Raw genomic sequence first — 16,542 nt, forward strand, 5'->3', positions numbered from 1 at the left:
GTTACTTTACTAGAGCGTACCACTAACTATTGATATTCTAATCACTTTTTACCAAACGAACCACAAAAAATAATGACCACTTCAACAGTGGCCATTAAATTAAACATCAGAATTTTATCGTGATATCGGCGAATTAAAGCTGAGAGATTTCCGCCCATTCTTCATCAGAAAGAAGCTTATCTAAATCAACTAAAATCAAAAGCTCATTGTCACGATTACTTACACCTTGAATAAACTTAGCGCTTTCTTCGGTACCAACATTAGGTGCATTGTCAATTTCAGAGCGACGAAGATAGACAACCTCTGCCACGCTATCAACCAAAATACCAATCACTTGCTTTTCAGCTTCAATAATCACGATTCGAGAAGACTCATCAATTTCGGTAGACTGTAAACCAAAACGAGAGCGGGTATCGATAACAGTCACTACATTACCGCGAAGGTTAATGATACCGAGTACATAATGTGGTGCGCCAGGCACTGGTGCAATTTCGGTATAACGTAATACTTCTTGAACTTGCATTACGTTAATACCATACGTTTCATTGTCTAACCGAAAGGTAACCCATTGCAAAACCGCATCTTCGTTATTACCTGCCGCAACTGCCGCTACATTTCTTGAATCTGTCATATCTACCTCAATCAATAGGATCTTGACAACCTAAACCCGCATTTAACATTTCGATTAGCGATTGCACATTCAAAATGCCACACATTTGTTCTTTTACGACGCCAGCTAACCAAGGTCGTTTCCCTGCTTTACCACGCCAATTCACTTGAGACTTATTGATCTTCACGGTATGAACCAATGATTCACAAGCCAGTCCCCAGTTACTGTCTTCTAAAACTACAAAATACTGATAGTCTACACTTTCCGCTAAGGCTTCATCATACTTATCTGGCATCACCCAGGCACAAGTATCAACTAAATTCAGTTGGCTATCACGATGGGACTGAACCCCTAAAAACCAATCCGGCCGACCAAATATTTGGTTAATGTGCTCAACTTTAACAATGCCGCCCAGACTAACCAAAGGCACTGCAAGCGTTAACCCAGCGACTTTAAAAAAGAGTACCTGAAACTCATCATCGAGTTGTTGCTGTAAATCTTTTGTAATACTTGGTGGGGCTGCCCCTTCTTGAACTTGAGCGGCAACTTCCACATCATCAGCAACAACTTTTTCAACTACCTGTTTTTCGGCTTCATTTTCTTTAACTTTAGCCTGTGTTTGAACTTTTGCCTGTTCTTTTAACTGTTCTTTGATTTTTGGCTTAGTTTTAAACCTATTTTCCGTTTGATTTTTTGTTCGGGTTTCTACTTGGTTCTCTATCGTTGGCTTCGCTACTTCTGCAGTAGAGACTGAAGCGAGCAGGCTTTCTAACGATTGTTTATCCAGTTTCGCAGAAGGTTCTGCGAACTGAGGTGCCGGCTTATTTACCTTATAGTCAGTTTTTTGCTCAACTTTGGGCATAATCGCTGGCATAGCCTCAGCAGCAATAACATGTTCGATTGCAGTATTCGCACTCGCGGCAACCGCCAAGGAAGCAGCAGAGGCTTTAGGCTGACTATCTTCTTCCGTCAATAATAACGAAAAGTAGTCAAAAACAGTCTGATCAACCGATTTTGACATGGCCAAGCTCCTTTTCCATTAAAAAGTCGAGTAGCCTATCGTAAGCTTTTACACCACGACTCGAACCCGCAAAGTGCGATGCGGGCATATGTGCAAGGCTCGCATCTCGGAACTTGGTATCTATTGGAATAACGTCAGGCCAAAGTGCATGCCCATAATCTTCACTGAGTTGCTGAAGTGCTGCCGGAGAAGCTTTGGTACGGCGGTCGTACATAGTCGGAACCACGGTATAGTTATATTTTACTTTTTTGGCTCGGCCCATTAACTCCATCGTTTTAATCATTCTATCCAAACCTTTGATCGCCAAAAATTCAGTCTGAACAGGTACAACAATATGATCGCTAGCTGCCAATGCATTCACCATCAGTACGCCAAGTACCGGTGGACAATCAATTAAGGCAACATCGTAATCATCTTCAACGAGCGATAGCAATTTCTTTAAGACGAGCCCCATACCACCTTGGTGCCCTAGCGCTTTATCTAAGGTTGCCAATGCCATCGTTGCTGGAAGTAAGTCCAAATTGTCAACCAACGTTGTGACAATATGCTTCTTTACCAAAGTGTGCGTTAATTCTTTATGGGCTAAGAAGACATCATAGAGAGACCCAGAGACTTCTTCTGAGTCAATACCCAAATAGTAGCCGAGTGAGGCATGAGGGTCGGTATCGATCATCAACACACGCTGACCGCGTTTAACGAGGGAACCTGCGAGACTGGCAACCGAGGTTGTCTTACCTACGCCACCTTTTTGATTTGCAATGGTCCAAACTTTCAAACAAACATCCTCAGTTGCACGCGTTAAAAACTAATTTTTTTCTTCTCGAGTTGTTACTCTTATTCCGCCATGGGGAAGAGTAATAACTTTAACATCGCCTTTGCTATCAGATACGATTTTCGGTTCCAATAACGGCTGAGTATCACGCTTTACTTGGTTGTTCGATTGCTTTGTTGCGTTTCCATTGCCATCTTCAGGAATGACCTGTTGCGAATCAGCAAGCAATGGAGCACCTGCTGATTTTTCTGTCCTTGATTTGCTTTCGTCAATCGACTTCAAGCTGCCATCGGTGTCAAGTTGCACAGATGTCTGCTGACCGGTCTGCGCGTGCTGCAATAATGACTGTGTTTGCTCCGGATTGCTTGCTAGCCAGTTTGCAATCGCTTCTGCTTGATCATCCGGAACCATTAGTAAAACTTGGCTCTTTTGTAATGTTTGAACTTCTTCGTCCAATAACCGATTTTTATTTAATGTGTCAAAAAATAGTCCCGCAAATACCACCACTGCAACACCCAATAAAAAAATGGTGAGCCATAATGCAGTCTGAATATTTTTGACCTTAGCCACGACCTGATTCTCTAATGATTGCATCTGCCATATGATCTAAAGCAATGGACTGCGTAGAGATCCCCGCGGCGGTTACAGCCTGCGGCATTCCATAAACGACACAGCTTGCTTCATCTTGCGCCCATATCACTGCCCCTGCACTTTTAAGCATACGAGCGCCTTCACGGCCATCAGCTCCCATACCAGTTAACACAACTGCAAGCACGTCCGATGAAAAAGCCTTTGAAGCCGAAGCAAAAGTGATATCAACACTCGGCTTATAGTTCATATCCGCCTTTCCAGGAATAACTTTAAGCCTACCAGAGCCCCCGCTACGCTCTATCATCATTTGCATACCGCCTGGAGCCAAGTAAGCTTGCCCCGGGCGTAGTACATCTCCGTTTTCCGCTTCTTTCACACCGATCTTACATAAACCGTTCAGTCGATTCGCAAAAGCTGGCGTAAATGCAGCGGGCATATGCTGAACCAATAAAATAGGGTGCGGATAATTGGCAGGGAACTGAGTCAGAATCTTTTGTAATGCAACGGGTCCACCGGTGGAGGTACCAATCAAGAGTAATTTGTAATGTTTTCCACTTGCCTTTGAAGGTCCTGAGGCACCAGTTTTAGCCCGGACTGGAGTTGCTACAGGCTTTGATGCCGTCGTGGCGGTTCTTCCTAAAGGGCGGGATGCGGTAGGCTTAGCTTGCACTTGAGGCTTTGCAACAGGTCTGGCAGCGGGCCGAAACATACGACGACGCCCCAAAGCTTTGACTCGCTGTTGCAATAGCTTGGTCGCATCTTCTTTATTCGTCGCTATATCTTCAAAGCGTTTCGGCAAAAAATCTAATGCGCCGGCTTCTAACGCGTCGAGCGTTGCCTTCGCTCCATCATGAGTCAGCGAAGAAAACATTAAAATCGGTGTTGGTGTGCTTTCCATGATTTTTTTAACGGCTGTAATGCCGTCCATGACGGGCATTTCAATATCCATCGTAATCACTTGCGGAGAAAGTTTCTGCGCCATTTGTACAGCCTCAGCACCATTGGATGCCGTGCCGATGACTTCAAGCTCTGGGTCTTGCTTCACAATCTCACTCACTCGCCGACGAAAAAAACTAGAATCATCGACGATTAAAACTTTAATACCCATTTAAATCCTTATCATTCCTTGCACCGAAGGTCGCACCTTCATTGCAAGGAATGTGCGGACACAGACTATCTGCGACCGGCGTTATGCTTTAACAAACCTGGAACATCGAGGATCAACGCAATGCCGCCATCAGAGGTAATTGTTGCACCAGCCATACCAGGCGTTCCATGAAGCAACGTACCTAAAGGTTTAATCACGACCTCTTCTTGGCCGATAAGAGAATCCACAACAAAACCAACTTGGGATGTACCTAATTGTACAATCACAACATGACCATGCTCTTTGTCGCCATGCTTAAAACCGGTACTGGTACGGCTAAGCCACTGCTCCAAATAGAATAAAGGAACAGCCTTATCTCGTACAATCACAGTCAATTGGCCATCAACGATATTGGTTTTGGTTAAATCAAGGTGGAAAATCTCATTCACACTCGATAACGGCAATGCAAAGACTTGCTTAGTAACTTCAACCATTAACGTTGGCATAATGGCTAAGGTTAATGGGACTTTAATCTCGAGTCTTGTGCCTTTACCGTGTGCCGAATCAATGTGAACTGTACCGTTGAGCTGGGTGATACGGGTTTTAACCACGTCCATTCCCACACCACGACCTGAAATATCTGAAACCTCAACTTTGGTTGAGAATCCCGGAGCAAAAATCAGATTGTAGGCATCATTGTCAGACATGCGAGCGGCAGCATCTTCGTCTAAAACACCGCGGCTGATTGCTATTTGCTTCAGCTTTTCAGCGTCCATTCCTGCGCCGTCATCTTCGATTTTAAGCAGGATATGATCGCCTTCTTGGCTGGCAGAAAGCGTAATGGTTCCGGTCTTTGATTTGCCATTTTCAAGACGAGTGGCAGGCATTTCAATACCGTGGTCCACCGAGTTTCTCACCAAGTGAACTAATGGATCGGCTAACGCTTCGACAAGGTTCTTATCCAGATCGGTTTCTTCACCAATCATGACAAGATCAATCTCTTTATTTAGTGAACGTGCTAAGTCTCGTACAACTCGTGGGAAGCGGCCAAATACTTTCTTGATGGGTTGCATCCGCGTCTTCATGACTGCGCCTTGAAGGTCTGCGGTAACCAAATCCAAGTTTGCCAAGGCCTTTGACATCTCTTCGTCTTCACGAGTGACACCAAGGCTAACCAAGCGATTCCTCACCAATACCAGCTCACCAACCATATTCATAATTTGGTCTAAGCGCGCTGTATCAACACGAACTGTCGTTTCACCTTGCGGGACACTCGGCCCAGCAGCTTTTGCAGGAGCTTTAGGCTTAGCAGCAACCTGAGTCTTCGCTGGAGCAGCCTCTGTCTTTGCTGCAGGCTTAGCTTTAACAGCTTTCTTTGCTGGCTTGACAGTCTCTGCCTTGGGTTCTGCTTTCGCTTTTTTCGGCTTCGAAGGCTTGGCTTCTTTTTCTGCTGCAGGCGCTCCTTTGCCATGAAGCTCATCTAATAGTGCTTCAAACTCATCATCAGTAATTTCATCAGCATCAACGGCTTGAGCTAAATCTGGCTCTGGCTCAACAACTTTAGCTCCTGGCGCTTTGCTCGCAAATGTTCCAGAGCCATGTAACTCATCAAGCAGCGACTCAAACTCGTCATCCGTAATATCATCACCACTAACCGGTGCGACTTCAGTGCTTGGCTTTTCGGTCGTTGCGGGTCCCTTACCGTCGCCATGAAGGGCGTCGAGTAATGCTTCAAATTCGTCGTCATTGATTTCATCGATATCAGCATCACTTACTGGCTCTGGCTCTGGCTCTGGCTCTGGCTCTGGCTCTGGCTCTGGCTCTGGCTCTGGCTCTGGCTCTGGCTCTGGCTCTGGCTCTGCAGCATCTTCACCTTTTTCAGAAGGTAAAAGCTCTCCTGAACTCAACAATTTTAAGTCAGCAAGTAGCTGAGGCTCCGCAGGATCTTGCTGTTCACCAGCTTGCGTTTGATCAAACATGGTATTAATTGAGTCAACTGCTTGCAGAATGACGTCCATTAATTCCGCACTCACACCACGCTTACCGGTTCTTAATAAATCAAATGTATTCTCGGCTTCATGACACACGTCAACCATTGGAGTCAGGCTTAAAAAGCCTGCACCACCTTTTACGGTGTGGAAGCCACGGAAGATGGCATTGAGTAAATCCGTATCTTCAGGATTGTTCTCAAGCGCGACTAATTGCTCTTGCAGAAGTTCTAAGATCTCGCCAGCTTCAATCAAAAAATCCTGGAGAATCTCTTCATCAACATCAAAGGCCATTCATTTGACTCCTAATTAGAAACCTAGACTAGAAAGCAGATCATCTACTTCGTCTTGTCCGGCGACGACATCTTCTCGCAACTCCGCATTCATTATCGGACCTTCTGCATCTATGTCTGTTGTTTCCGCTGCTGCAACTTCAGTTTCGGCTTCATCACCAAATACTGTCAGCAAAGAAACTAAGCTATTTTCTACTTCCCGCACGAGTTCAATCACGCGTCGGATCATCTGTCCGGTCAAATCCTGGAAGTCTTGTGCCATTAAGATTTCATTTAATAAATCTCTAAGCCTGTCAGAGTCCTGCTCACTTCGAACCATAAAGTCTTGGACATCATGGCAAAGCTTTTTAAACTCTGTAATATCAATATCACGCCGCATGAGCTTGTCCCATACCGGCTTCACTGAGTGAATATTGGCGTGAATTGCACTTGCTAGCGGCAATGACTCTTCTACAGCATCCATGGTTTTATTTGCCGCTTGCTCTGTCATATCGATGACATAATTTAAGCGTTCTTTAGCATCTGGAATCTCTGTATTCGCAAGCTCAATCAAGCGACTATCTAGCTGAAAATCCATTAAAGCACTATGCAGCTGCCTCGTCAGTTTTCCCACTTCATCGAACAAGTCACTTTGAAGAGGCGCTGAAATCTCACTAATTAATTCATCAGCTTGTTGCTGTTGATCTTGCTCCAGCAACTCGACCAGCTTTTTGGCTTGCTCTAGCGAAATAAGCTTTGTTGTTTGTGCTTGCATTGCTCACCTTCGCTAATTTAGCCGAGTCGTTCAAAAATCTTATCTAACTTCTCTTTCAGTGTTGCTGCTGTAAATGGCTTCACTACATATCCATTTACGCCAGCTTGCGCTGCAGCAATAATCTGCTCACGCTTCGCTTCTGCCGTTACCATTAACACAGGAATGTGTTTTAATTCGTCGTCAGCGCGAATCGCCTTTAGCAAGTCAATACCTTGCATGCCAGGCATGTTCCAGTCTGTAACAACGAAATCAAACTCGCCTTTTTGCAACATAGGTAAAGCGGTGTTTCCGTCATCTGCTTCTTGGGTATTGTTAAACCCCAAGTCTCGCAACAAGTTCTTGATGATACGTCTCATTGTTGAAAAGTCGTCAACAATAAGAATCTTCATATTCTTGTCCAAGGTTTCCTCCGGTGAGCTAATACTTGTAATGCTCTATATTAATAATTATGTTTGTGTCCAATGTTTCAACTTGCCCTTAAGTCTTAACATTGCTTGGCTATGAATTTGGCTAACTCTTGATTCGCTTACTTCAAGAATAGCTCCAATTTCCTTTAAATTCAGTGCTTCATCATAATAAAGTGATAACACTAGCGCGTCCCTTTCTGGAAGCAGCTTAATTGCCGCAACCATCGCACTTTGAAATTGTTTATCTAATAGTGAATCAAAGGTATTGTCATAGGACGCTTCGTCAGCAGATATGACGTCTTGCGTCACCCCTAAATCTTCTATGCCTATGATTTTCCCTACAGAAACATCATTTAGAATATGATGGTATTCATTCAGGGTTATATCAAGTCTTTCTGCGATTTCTGTGTCACGTGCATCGCGACCCAGCTCTTGTTCTAATTCGTCAATCACTTGAGCGACACGACGTTGATTACGATGCACTGAGCGTGGCACCCAATCACCTCGACGGATCTCATCAAGCATTGCGCCACGAATGCGGATCCCGGCAAACGTTTCAAACTTGGCACCTTTGCTACCGTCAAACTTTGAAGAGGCTTCAAGCAGCCCCATCATGCCAGCTTGAGTCAAGTCATCGAGCTGAACTGAAGCTGGGAGCCTCGCCAAAAGGTGATGAGCAATTTTTTTTACCAACGGTGCATACTGTTCGACGACGTTCGCTTTATTGTCAAGACTAGTATACGCAGCGGCTTTATTCACTCGTTCTATCCTCTTGATAATCGGGTTGCTGAACTAAGCGCTCGACAAAGAACTCTAAGTGACCACCTGGTTGTTGAGGAATTGGCCAACTCATGACCTTATTTGCAAGTCCATGATAGGCAATTGAAGCTGGCGACTTGGGATAAGCATCAACAATAACTTTCTGTTTACGCACAGCTTTACGAAGGTTTTCATCAAATGGAATCGTTGCGACCAGTTCTAACGCGACATCAAGGAAACGATCCGTCACTTTGCTTAACTTAGCAAATAACTCCATCCCTTCTCTTAAACTACGCACCATATTGGCAACAATTTTAAATCTAAATACGCCGTGTTCTCGGCTTAGAATTTTGATAAGCGCATAGGCATCAGTAATCGATGTCGGCTCATCACAGACCACAACTAACACATCTTGTGAGGCGCGAGAAAAGCTTAAAACCATATCTGAAATACCGGCTGCAGTATCGACAATTAACACATCAAACTGCGAGCGCATTTCACTGAAAGCACGAATTAACCCTGCGTGTTGAGCTTGATTGAGCTCAACCATAGCTTGCGTACCGGACGTTGCAGGTACAATACCGATGCCTTTAGGGCCACGAACGATAATATCGTCTAGCTCTGCATCGCCAGATAAAACATGAGACAAGTTACGTTCTGCGCGGATCCCTAACATGACATCGACATTTGCGAGGCCTAAGTCAGCATCAAGGACTAAAACACGCTTTCCCTTTTCCGCCAAAGATACGGCAGTATTAATAGAAACGTTTGTTTTACCAACGCCCCCTTTACCACCAGTAACGGCAATTACTTTTACTTTCTCATTATGTGGTTGATTCATCATACGTAAACCGCTTGCTTGATCCGGTGTCATAGCTCTACTCAAATGCGTGGGTCATATTATCAGACCGCACAGTATCCTGTATCGAATGCTTTTCTGCGTCATTTAACACTGACAATGCCTGTTTAGCGAGCACTAGTGTATCGGCCAATTTCATATCTTCAGGTACTCGTTGTCCATCAGTAACATAGCTTAATGGCAAACCACACTGAATTAATACACTTAATGCGCCAGCAAGTGACACAGATTCATCTAATTTAGTCAAAATAGCGCCAGAAAGCGGAATTCGATTAAAATGTTGCACTGCATCTTGTAAAACTCGACGCTGTGCTGTCGCTGATAATACCAAGTAACTGCGTATCGGTAGACGACTGTTTTGAGCAAGATTATCTAGTTGTTGACACAAACGCATATCACGTTGTCCCATTCCTGCTGTATCTATCAATACTAGCTTGCGGTTTCTAAACTGATAAAGAATTTGCTCCAATTCATTTAAATCAGAAGCTTGCTTCACTGGGCAGCCCATGATTTTACCATAGGTTGCTAGCTGCTCATAGGCACCAATACGATAATGATCCATGGTAATAAGTGCGACCTGATCGGCGCCATGGTGAGCCGCAAATCTCGCGGCAACTTTAGCTAGAGTCGTCGTTTTACCTACACCTGTAGGACCAACAAAAGCCACGACACCACCTTGACGAACAATATCGTCTCCCTGATTATCGAGCATGTTAGCCAAACTTTGAGGTAACGCACGAACTAAATCTGCGGGCGTATAATGTTGACTTAAATCGGCGAGCTTTTTTGCTACAGGAACAGAAAACTCAGCTTCTAGCAATTTGCTTTCTAGCATTGCACCTACCGGATCGGTGCGCTTTTTTTGTTCTTCCATCAAAGAGGACACTTGATGCGTCAACAAACTACGCATCGAAGCAAGCTCTTCACGTAATGCATCCATTTCTTCTAAGTGCTGCTTCTGGTGATTCTTTTTGAGTGAAGCATTGAAATCTCGACGCGGCTCAGGCTTAGGCTTTTGCGTTTCTGCAGGGCCTTGTAACGCCTTTGCCCATTGAGGCATATCAAGATCTTCTTTCTGTTCGCTAATTTGCTGCTGAAGTCGACTTTGCTGCTTTTCAAGCAAAGCTTGTAGTGTGTCAGGTGCTGGCGCAGGGTTTTGTCGGGTTTGCGCTTTTACATTTGGCTTGCTTGCTAGCGAGACTTTGTCTTCGCTCATGTCCATAAATGGCGGAATATTTGCCTTGGAGCTCAAGTCAGGTTTAGGCTCGTCGTAATCGACAGCCGCAACAATCTCGATTCCACCGGTCACTTTCTTATTTGACATAATGACAGCATCAGAACCTAGTGTGTCTTTTACTTGAGCGAGTGCTGCGCGCATATCTTTAGCAAAAAATCTTTTAATCTTCACGGAACAAACCCTCTATTGACCTACGGCAGACACGATGCGAATTTGCTTTTCATCAGGAATTTCTTGGTAAGAAATCACTCTTAAATTCGGAATCGTAAATTTAACAAAACGCGATAATGTTGAGCGCAACATCCCCGATGTCAATAAAACTGCGGGTTGCCCTACCATTTCTTGCTTTTGCGCTGCATCGGTAAGTGACTGCTGCATGCGCTCTGCAAGGCCTGGCTCGATGTTCGGCCCTTCGCCTCCTGTCGCTTGCATCGACTGATGCAACATCTGTTCCAATTCTGGCGCCAAAGTTATGACAGGGATTTCGTTTTCTGGCCCGGCGATTTCTTGAACAATCATTCGCTTAAGCGCAATTCGTACTGCAGCGGTCAGCACTTCGGTATCTGTACTCTTTCCGCCATACTCCACAAGGGTTTGCACTATGGTTCGTAAATCTCGAACTGAAACTCCTTCGTTTAGTAAGTTTTGCATCACTTTCACTACGTTCCCTAAGCTCATCACTTCAGGGATAAAGCCATCTACCAGCTTCGGTGAATTCTTCGCAAGCATATCAAGTAGTTGTTGCACCTCTTCATAGCCAAGCAGTTTCGCTGCACTATTTGTCAATATTTGACTAATATGAGTGGCGACTACCGTCGCGGCATCAACAACGGTATATCCGAGCGTCTGGGCGTGCTCTCTTAATTCTGGCGCGATCCACACCGCCTCGAGGCCAAATGCCGGATCCGTGGTCGCAATACCATCAAGCTGCCCAAAGACTTGTCCAGGGTTGATCGCAAGCTCACAATCATGACGGATCTCAGCTTCACCAACCGCGACGCCCATAAGGGAAATTCGGTAAATATTTGGCGCTAAATCTAAATTGTCGCGGATATGCACCGCAGGAACCAAGAACCCAAGCTCTTGAGACAGTTTCTTGCGAACCCCTTTGATACGACTTAATAGCTCACCACCTTGGCTTTTATCAACCAGAGGGATCAGGCGGTAACCCACTTCAAGACCGATGGTATCGACATGACGGACATCATCCCAGCTCAGCTCTTTAGGCTCTTTATCTGGTTTTTCAATACTGCCTTGCTTCGCCTGTTCTATCGCAAGTTCGCGAGCCTTATCGTTACGCTTATTCAGATAGTAAGCCCCGCCTGCAGTAATCAAGGCAAAACTTAAAAAAGCGATATGCGGCATGCCCGGTACAACACCCATGACAAATAAAACAGCGGAAGCAATGGCAAGTGACTTGGGACTGTCAAACATCTGGCTCATGACCATTTGCCCCATATCTCCAGACTCATTTTGACGTGTCACCATCAACGCAGCTGCAATAGACAGCAATAATCCTGGGATTTGCGCGACCAAACCATCACCAATGGTTAGCAATGTATAGATTTCAACGGCTGATGAAATATCTAAGCCATGTTGCACCATACCGATGACAAAACCGCCTAAGATATTAATCACGAGGATCAAAATACCCGCGATCGCATCACCTTTCACAAATTTCGAAGCACCGTCCATTGCGCCGTAGAAGTCTGCCTCTTTGGTGACTTCAGCTCGGCGTAAGCGCGCTTGATCTTGATTCAAAATACCAGCATTTAAATCAGCATCAATTGCCATCTGTTTACCCGGCATCGCATCCAACGTAAATCTGGCGCTGACTTCGGAAATACGCCCGGCACCTTTAGTCACAACAGCAAAGTTAATAATAATGAGAATGAGAAAGACCACGAGTCCCACAGCATAGTTACCACCGATAACGACAGAGCCAAAGGCTTCAATCACTTTACCCGCAGCATCCCCACCATTGTGACCTTCAAGCAGCACTACACGTGTTGAAGCAACGTTCAGTGCCAATCGGAGCAATGTTGCTACGAGCAACACCGTCGGGAAAGCGGCAAAATCGAGAGGGCGATCAGAATAAATGGCAACAAGTAATACCACTAAAGCAAGCGCAATATTAAATGAGAACAGTATATCCAATAGAAATGCAGGCATTGGTAATACAATCATCGCCAAAGCCGCAAGCACTAAAAGGGGGGTGCCTACGCCTTTTAAATTGGCTGATTTTGAATTCCAAATTTGCCCAACAGTTGCTTTTACGTCCATTAATATCGCCCAATCTTTGACGTTTACAGAGGTCTAAGCGGTATAAAGCAAAGATCAAGCCAATGACGAGAGCCTGCGGTATGGAGCGAAACAGCTGCTGGCTTTCTGCACAAGCAACTAAAACCTAATGCTTCAAATCATCAGGGATAGGCTGGTTTAACGGAATGGGGATAGGTTTGCGTCCACGGCCTTTTTGGTATTGTTTCAGCTGGAATACATAAGCCAGCACCTGGGCAATGGCAGTAAAGAGGCCTTCAGGGATCTCCTGATCTATTTTAGTCGTGTGATAGATAGCTCTGGCAAGTGGTGGGGCTGAGACCACAGTAACGTCATTCGCGCGCGCAATTTCTCTAATTTTAAATGCAACGTCATCCACGCCCTTTGCGACCACGAACGGCGCCGCTGATTTGTCAGCATCGTATTTAACTGCAACGGCGTAATGCTCAGGGTTGACAACGATGACATCAGCTTCAGGCACCTGCTCCATCATCCGTCGCTGTGCCATTTCTTGCTGCAATTGTCGAATACGGCTTTTTACTTCAGGCTTACCTTCTGTATCTTTGTATTCATCTTTCACTTCCTGCTTAGTCATTTTTAATTGTTTATTGTGATTCCAAATCTGGAATGGCACATCAATGATAACAATCAATAACATAGAGCAGCACAGAATGATAAACATCCAGACCAATAGATCCAGGGCATGGTAAATGTTTCCAGGTAAGTGATCTCGAGATAAATTTAAGATATCCCCAAAGAAGAAACTCAGTAAAAAATAAGCAGAAATCGCAACCACCGAAAACTTCGCAATACCTTTGGTCAATTCGACCAAAGCTTGAATACCAAACATGCGTTTGAAGCCATTGACTGGGTTCATTTTGTCCGTTTTGGGCAAAAAAGCTTTCGTAGAAAATGTAATCCCACCTAGTACGACATTTCCCATAAATGCGACAAAGCCAAGGAATAAAATAAATGTTAGTAACGGACCTGCAAGCTCAGACAACACCACACCCCATACACGAAACATTTCTGTGGTATCAAAGATTTGCTCTCTCGTCATAGAAAACATTTGTTTCATGATGGTATGCAGACTTGCCCCTAAAGTAGGTCCCACCAAGGCAAAACCAATCGCGGCAGATAGCAAAACAGCAGCTGTTCCTAATTCTTTTGAACGAGCAACTTGCCCCTTTTCTCGCGCCTGTTCCTTGCGCCGACTGGTGGGTTCCTCGGTACGTTCCTGACTGGAGTCATTCTCTGCCATTCGCTAGAAGCCTCCATTCACGTTGCATTGCAGTCCAAGCATGTCACAAAGCAGTAATTGTGCCGCCTGCCACACTTCATCAAAATGCTCCATGATAGGTGTCAGTGTTAACCACAGGATCAACAAGCCACTCACCATGGTTACAGGAAAACCAATGGCAAAAATATTGAGCTGTGGTGATGCTCGCGTCATCACCCCAAATGATAAATTAATCAGTAATAAGGCTACAATTGCTGAAATCGACATCGTCAGCGCGGCGCCAAACATATATGCGCCCCATTCAGCTAAAGATTTATATGATGAAACCATGATGCCCTGATCTGATACAGGGATGGTTTCAAAGCTGGCTACCAGCATTCTTATCATGACGAGATGACCATCAACAGCAAGAAATACCATGGTGGTTAATAGAAGAAAGAAGTTACCAATCACTGGTGTTTGCTGACCAGAGCCAGGGTCAACCATGGACGCAAAACCCAAAGATGTTTGCATACCAATAATCTGACCGGTCAATACAAACGTTTGCATCAATAAAATACTAACAAACCCCATTGCGGCACCGATAAGGATTTGCTGGGCCGTTATGAATATTGCCCCCAAAGAAAATAACTCATAATTTTCCGTTGGTGGAAGCACTGGAGCGATCGCCACAGTAATAGCAACACCAAGTAATAAGCGTATTCTTGCTGGGGTTGTATTGGCACCAAATATCGCCATGACCATGAGCATACTGGTGACACGATAAAGCGGCCACATATATGATGCGATGGTTTGCATGAGGTCATTCAGCAAGAAGTTCATATTAGCCTATGACTTGCGGAATGCGGTTAACCATTTCAAGAAAAAAATCCATCATGGTTTGTACTAACCAATGACCCAAAAACATAAGTGCAAATAAAGTCATCAACAGACGAGGTAAAAAACTCAAGGTTTGTTCGTTAATGGAAGTTGCCGCCTGAAAGACAGCAACAATCAACCCAACACCTAGACCCGGCAAGATAATTGCCGATACGAGCATGACGATAACAGACAGTGCTTCTCGGAAAATGTCGATCAGTGCTTCTGGACTCATTTCCCCTCCTTCACGCTACACACCAAAACTATTTGCCAGCGTGCCCATAACCAGACTCCAGCCATCCACTAATACAAACAACATGATTTTAAATGGCAAAGATACAATCATTGGTGACAGCATCATCATACCCATGGCCATCAAAATACTTGCCACCACCAGATCTATCACTAAGAAGGGCACAAATAGCATAAAGCCGATTTGGAACGCAGTTTTTAATTCACTGGTAATAAAGGCGGGGATCACAACTGTCATTGGTGTATCTTCTGGCGACGCAATATTGTCGTAACCTGCAATTTCAATAAAGGTGTCCAAATCTGTCAATCGAGTCTGAGACAACATAAACTTTTTCAAGGGTTCTTTCCCAGCAATCACGGCCTGATCGATAGGTAAAGTCTCATTGATGTATGGTTGAACAGCGTCATCGTAAATCTTTTCAAACACGGGTGACATAATGAAAAACGTTAAAAAAAGACTCATGCCAATTAACACTTGATTCGATGGCGCCTGCTGTAAACCGGTTGCCTGACGTAAAATAGACAGGACCACAATGATCCGCGTAAAAGATGTCAGCATAATAACCATTGCTGGCAAAAAGCTTAACGCGGTCATCAGCAACAATATTTGCATCGTAACCGAATACTGCGTTGAACCATCTGGGGCAGTCGTCACAGTAACGGCTGGCAAGATGCCGTCTTGTGCAAACGCGAAAGGGGCAAAAAGCGAAACAAATAAGCCTATGATTGAAAGAGTTCGTTTCATGATTGCTTGGTACTCGCTTGTTTTAGTCGACTCGCAAATGAAGCACTATCGGGTTCGATTTGAACAGCCTTATCTAACTTGTCTAGCAAATTCACCTGCTGTTGTGTAACACCCAACAGATATTGCTGGCCATCCAATTCAACAAGAACAAGTTTTTCTTTTTGACCAAGAGGTGTCACGGCAACCGTTTTCATCACACCATGGGATGACGGGGTCAAATTGAGCTTTCTGACGATATATGCCAGCACAAAAATAATAACCAGTACAAGTATGAGGCCACCCATCATACTCGCCATTGCACTCAAATTTGCTGACTGCCCATTTGCAATAGGCTCAGCTTCAGTGGTGGCAAAACCGAGCAGTGCAAACATATCGACTTAACCTCTATTATTTGAGCTTCTTAATTCGTTCAGTTTGGCTAATAACATCCGTTAAACGAATACCAAACTTGTCATTCACTACAACAACTTCACCATGCGCAATGAGCGTACCATTGACCATGACATCTAATGGTTCTCCAGCAACTCGATCCAGCTCAACAACAGAGCCTTGGTTCAATTGCAATAAATTGCGAATACTAATAAAGCTACGGCCAACTTCCATTGAAATGGTAACCGGAATGTCCATGATGCTATCAAGTTTTGAAGCTTCTTCTTCGCTCATTGGCTTCGCTTCATTTTGCAGTTCATCCAGCTCTACAGCTTCAGCTGCATCAGATGCTTTTGCTTCTTCAATCGCTTGTTCTGCCATTGCTGCAGCCCAATCATCACCTGTATCTTCAGTACTCAT

18 protein-coding genes are annotated in these 16,542 nt (G+C 44.6%); all 18 read right to left on the bottom strand.

Features of this window, described 5'->3' with window-relative positions; genetic code table 11:
- Positions 1 to 133: 133 nt before the first annotated feature.
- A complete protein-coding gene (locus IEY18_RS00400) occupies positions 134 to 631 on the bottom strand; it encodes a chemotaxis protein CheW (RefSeq protein ID WP_188916715.1) in 498 nt (165 codons plus the stop codon).
- Positions 632 to 638: 7 nt separating this feature from the next.
- Positions 639 to 1,631: a chemotaxis protein CheW gene (locus tag IEY18_RS00405; RefSeq protein ID WP_188916717.1), complete on the bottom strand. Its 993-nt coding sequence runs from the start codon at positions 1,629 to 1,631 to the stop codon at positions 639 to 641.
- Positions 1,615 to 2,406 carry a ParA family protein gene (locus IEY18_RS00410; RefSeq protein ID WP_188916719.1) on the bottom strand — a complete coding sequence of 264 codons (792 nt, stop codon included), beginning with the start codon at positions 2,404 to 2,406 and terminating at the stop codon, positions 1,615 to 1,617. The genes IEY18_RS00405 and IEY18_RS00410 overlap by 17 nt, the downstream gene beginning before the upstream one ends.
- Before the next feature lie 30 nt (positions 2,407 to 2,436).
- Positions 2,437 to 2,973, bottom strand: coding sequence for a hypothetical protein (locus IEY18_RS00415; RefSeq protein WP_188916736.1), 537 nt, complete (start codon positions 2,971 to 2,973; stop codon positions 2,437 to 2,439).
- A complete protein-coding gene (locus IEY18_RS00420; protein ID WP_188916738.1) occupies positions 2,966 to 4,102 on the bottom strand; it encodes a protein-glutamate methylesterase/protein-glutamine glutaminase in 1,137 nt (378 codons plus the stop codon). The genes IEY18_RS00415 and IEY18_RS00420 overlap by 8 nt, the downstream gene beginning before the upstream one ends.
- A gap of 65 nt (positions 4,103 to 4,167) precedes the next feature.
- A complete protein-coding gene (locus IEY18_RS00425) occupies positions 4,168 to 6,363 on the bottom strand; it encodes a chemotaxis protein CheA (protein ID WP_188916740.1) in 2,196 nt (731 codons plus the stop codon).
- Positions 6,364 to 6,378: 15 nt separating this feature from the next.
- A complete protein-coding gene (locus IEY18_RS00430) occupies positions 6,379 to 7,116 on the bottom strand; it encodes a protein phosphatase CheZ (protein ID WP_188916742.1) in 738 nt (245 codons plus the stop codon).
- A 17-nt stretch (positions 7,117 to 7,133) separates the two neighbouring features.
- A complete protein-coding gene (gene cheY, locus IEY18_RS00435) occupies positions 7,134 to 7,517 on the bottom strand; it encodes a chemotaxis response regulator CheY (protein WP_229779680.1) in 384 nt (127 codons plus the stop codon).
- Between the two features lie 45 nt (positions 7,518 to 7,562).
- On the bottom strand, positions 7,563 to 8,282 hold the full coding sequence (locus tag IEY18_RS00440) for an RNA polymerase sigma factor FliA (RefSeq protein WP_188916747.1): 720 nt from the start codon (positions 8,280 to 8,282) through the stop codon (positions 7,563 to 7,565).
- Positions 8,275 to 9,156, bottom strand: coding sequence for a MinD/ParA family protein (locus IEY18_RS00445; protein ID WP_188916749.1), 882 nt, complete (start codon positions 9,154 to 9,156; stop codon positions 8,275 to 8,277). Before IEY18_RS00445 ends, IEY18_RS00440 begins: the two co-directional genes overlap by 8 nt.
- Positions 9,157 to 9,160: 4 nt before the next feature.
- Positions 9,161 to 10,549: a flagellar biosynthesis GTPase FlhF gene (flhF, locus tag IEY18_RS00450; RefSeq protein WP_188916752.1), complete on the bottom strand. Its 1,389-nt coding sequence runs from the start codon at positions 10,547 to 10,549 to the stop codon at positions 9,161 to 9,163.
- Between the two features lie 12 nt (positions 10,550 to 10,561).
- Positions 10,562 to 12,661 carry a flagellar biosynthesis protein FlhA gene (flhA, locus tag IEY18_RS00455; RefSeq protein WP_188916754.1) on the bottom strand — a complete coding sequence of 700 codons (2,100 nt, stop codon included), beginning with the start codon at positions 12,659 to 12,661 and terminating at the stop codon, positions 10,562 to 10,564.
- A 124-nt stretch (positions 12,662 to 12,785) separates the two neighbouring features.
- Positions 12,786 to 13,919 carry a flagellar biosynthesis protein FlhB gene (gene flhB, locus IEY18_RS00460; protein ID WP_188916756.1) on the bottom strand — a complete coding sequence of 378 codons (1,134 nt, stop codon included), beginning with the start codon at positions 13,917 to 13,919 and terminating at the stop codon, positions 12,786 to 12,788.
- A gap of 3 nt (positions 13,920 to 13,922) precedes the next feature.
- Positions 13,923 to 14,720 (bottom strand): flagellar biosynthetic protein FliR, encoded by a 798-nt coding sequence (gene fliR, locus IEY18_RS00465; protein ID WP_188916759.1) that lies wholly within the window; start codon positions 14,718 to 14,720, stop codon positions 13,923 to 13,925.
- Position 14,721: 1 nt separating this feature from the next.
- A complete protein-coding gene (gene fliQ, locus IEY18_RS00470; protein ID WP_188916761.1) occupies positions 14,722 to 14,991 on the bottom strand; it encodes a flagellar biosynthesis protein FliQ in 270 nt (89 codons plus the stop codon).
- 15 nt (positions 14,992 to 15,006) lie between these two features.
- Positions 15,007 to 15,753, bottom strand: coding sequence for a flagellar type III secretion system pore protein FliP (gene fliP / locus IEY18_RS00475; protein WP_188916763.1), 747 nt, complete (start codon positions 15,751 to 15,753; stop codon positions 15,007 to 15,009).
- Complete coding sequence (gene fliO, locus IEY18_RS00480) at positions 15,750 to 16,124, bottom strand: flagellar biosynthetic protein FliO (RefSeq protein WP_188916765.1); 375 nt, start codon at positions 16,122 to 16,124, stop codon at positions 15,750 to 15,752. Before fliO ends, fliP begins: the two co-directional genes overlap by 4 nt.
- A 16-nt stretch (positions 16,125 to 16,140) precedes the next feature.
- Positions 16,141 to 16,542: a flagellar motor switch protein FliN gene (fliN, locus tag IEY18_RS00485; protein ID WP_188916767.1), complete on the bottom strand. Its 402-nt coding sequence runs from the start codon at positions 16,540 to 16,542 to the stop codon at positions 16,141 to 16,143.

The organism is Shewanella gelidii, from assembly GCF_014647855.1.
Classification (GTDB): domain Bacteria; phylum Pseudomonadota; class Gammaproteobacteria; order Enterobacterales; family Shewanellaceae; genus Shewanella; species Shewanella gelidii.

Excerpts from the sequence above, each read along its gene's own strand:
- IEY18_RS00400 (WP_188916715.1), bottom strand. The coding sequence starts at position 631 with ATGACAGATTCAAGAAATGTAGCGGCAGTTGCGGCAGGTAATAACGAA.
- IEY18_RS00405 (WP_188916717.1), bottom strand. The coding sequence starts at position 1,631 with ATGTCAAAATCGGTTGATCAGACTGTTTTTGACTACTTTTCGTTATTA.
- IEY18_RS00420 (WP_188916738.1), bottom strand. The coding sequence starts at position 4,102 with ATGGGTATTAAAGTTTTAATCGTCGATGATTCTAGTTTTTTTCGTCGG.
- IEY18_RS00425 (WP_188916740.1), bottom strand. The coding sequence starts at position 6,363 with ATGGCCTTTGATGTTGATGAAGAGATTCTCCAGGATTTTTTGATTGAA.
- IEY18_RS00430 (WP_188916742.1), bottom strand. The coding sequence starts at position 7,116 with ATGCAAGCACAAACAACAAAGCTTATTTCGCTAGAGCAAGCCAAAAAG.
- IEY18_RS00445 (WP_188916749.1), bottom strand. The coding sequence starts at position 9,156 with ATGACACCGGATCAAGCAAGCGGTTTACGTATGATGAATCAACCACAT.
- flhA (WP_188916754.1), bottom strand. The coding sequence starts at position 12,661 with ATGGACGTAAAAGCAACTGTTGGGCAAATTTGGAATTCAAAATCAGCC.
- flhB (WP_188916756.1), bottom strand. The coding sequence starts at position 13,919 with ATGGCAGAGAATGACTCCAGTCAGGAACGTACCGAGGAACCCACCAGT.
- fliR (WP_188916759.1), bottom strand. The coding sequence starts at position 14,720 with ATGAACTTCTTGCTGAATGACCTCATGCAAACCATCGCATCATATATG.
- fliQ (WP_188916761.1), bottom strand. The coding sequence starts at position 14,991 with ATGAGTCCAGAAGCACTGATCGACATTTTCCGAGAAGCACTGTCTGTT.
- fliP (WP_188916763.1), bottom strand. The coding sequence starts at position 15,753 with ATGAAACGAACTCTTTCAATCATAGGCTTATTTGTTTCGCTTTTTGCC.
- fliO (WP_188916765.1), bottom strand. The coding sequence starts at position 16,124 with ATGTTTGCACTGCTCGGTTTTGCCACCACTGAAGCTGAGCCTATTGCA.
- fliN (WP_188916767.1), bottom strand. The coding sequence starts at position 16,542 with ATGAGTACTGAAGATACAGGTGATGATTGGGCTGCAGCAATGGCAGAA.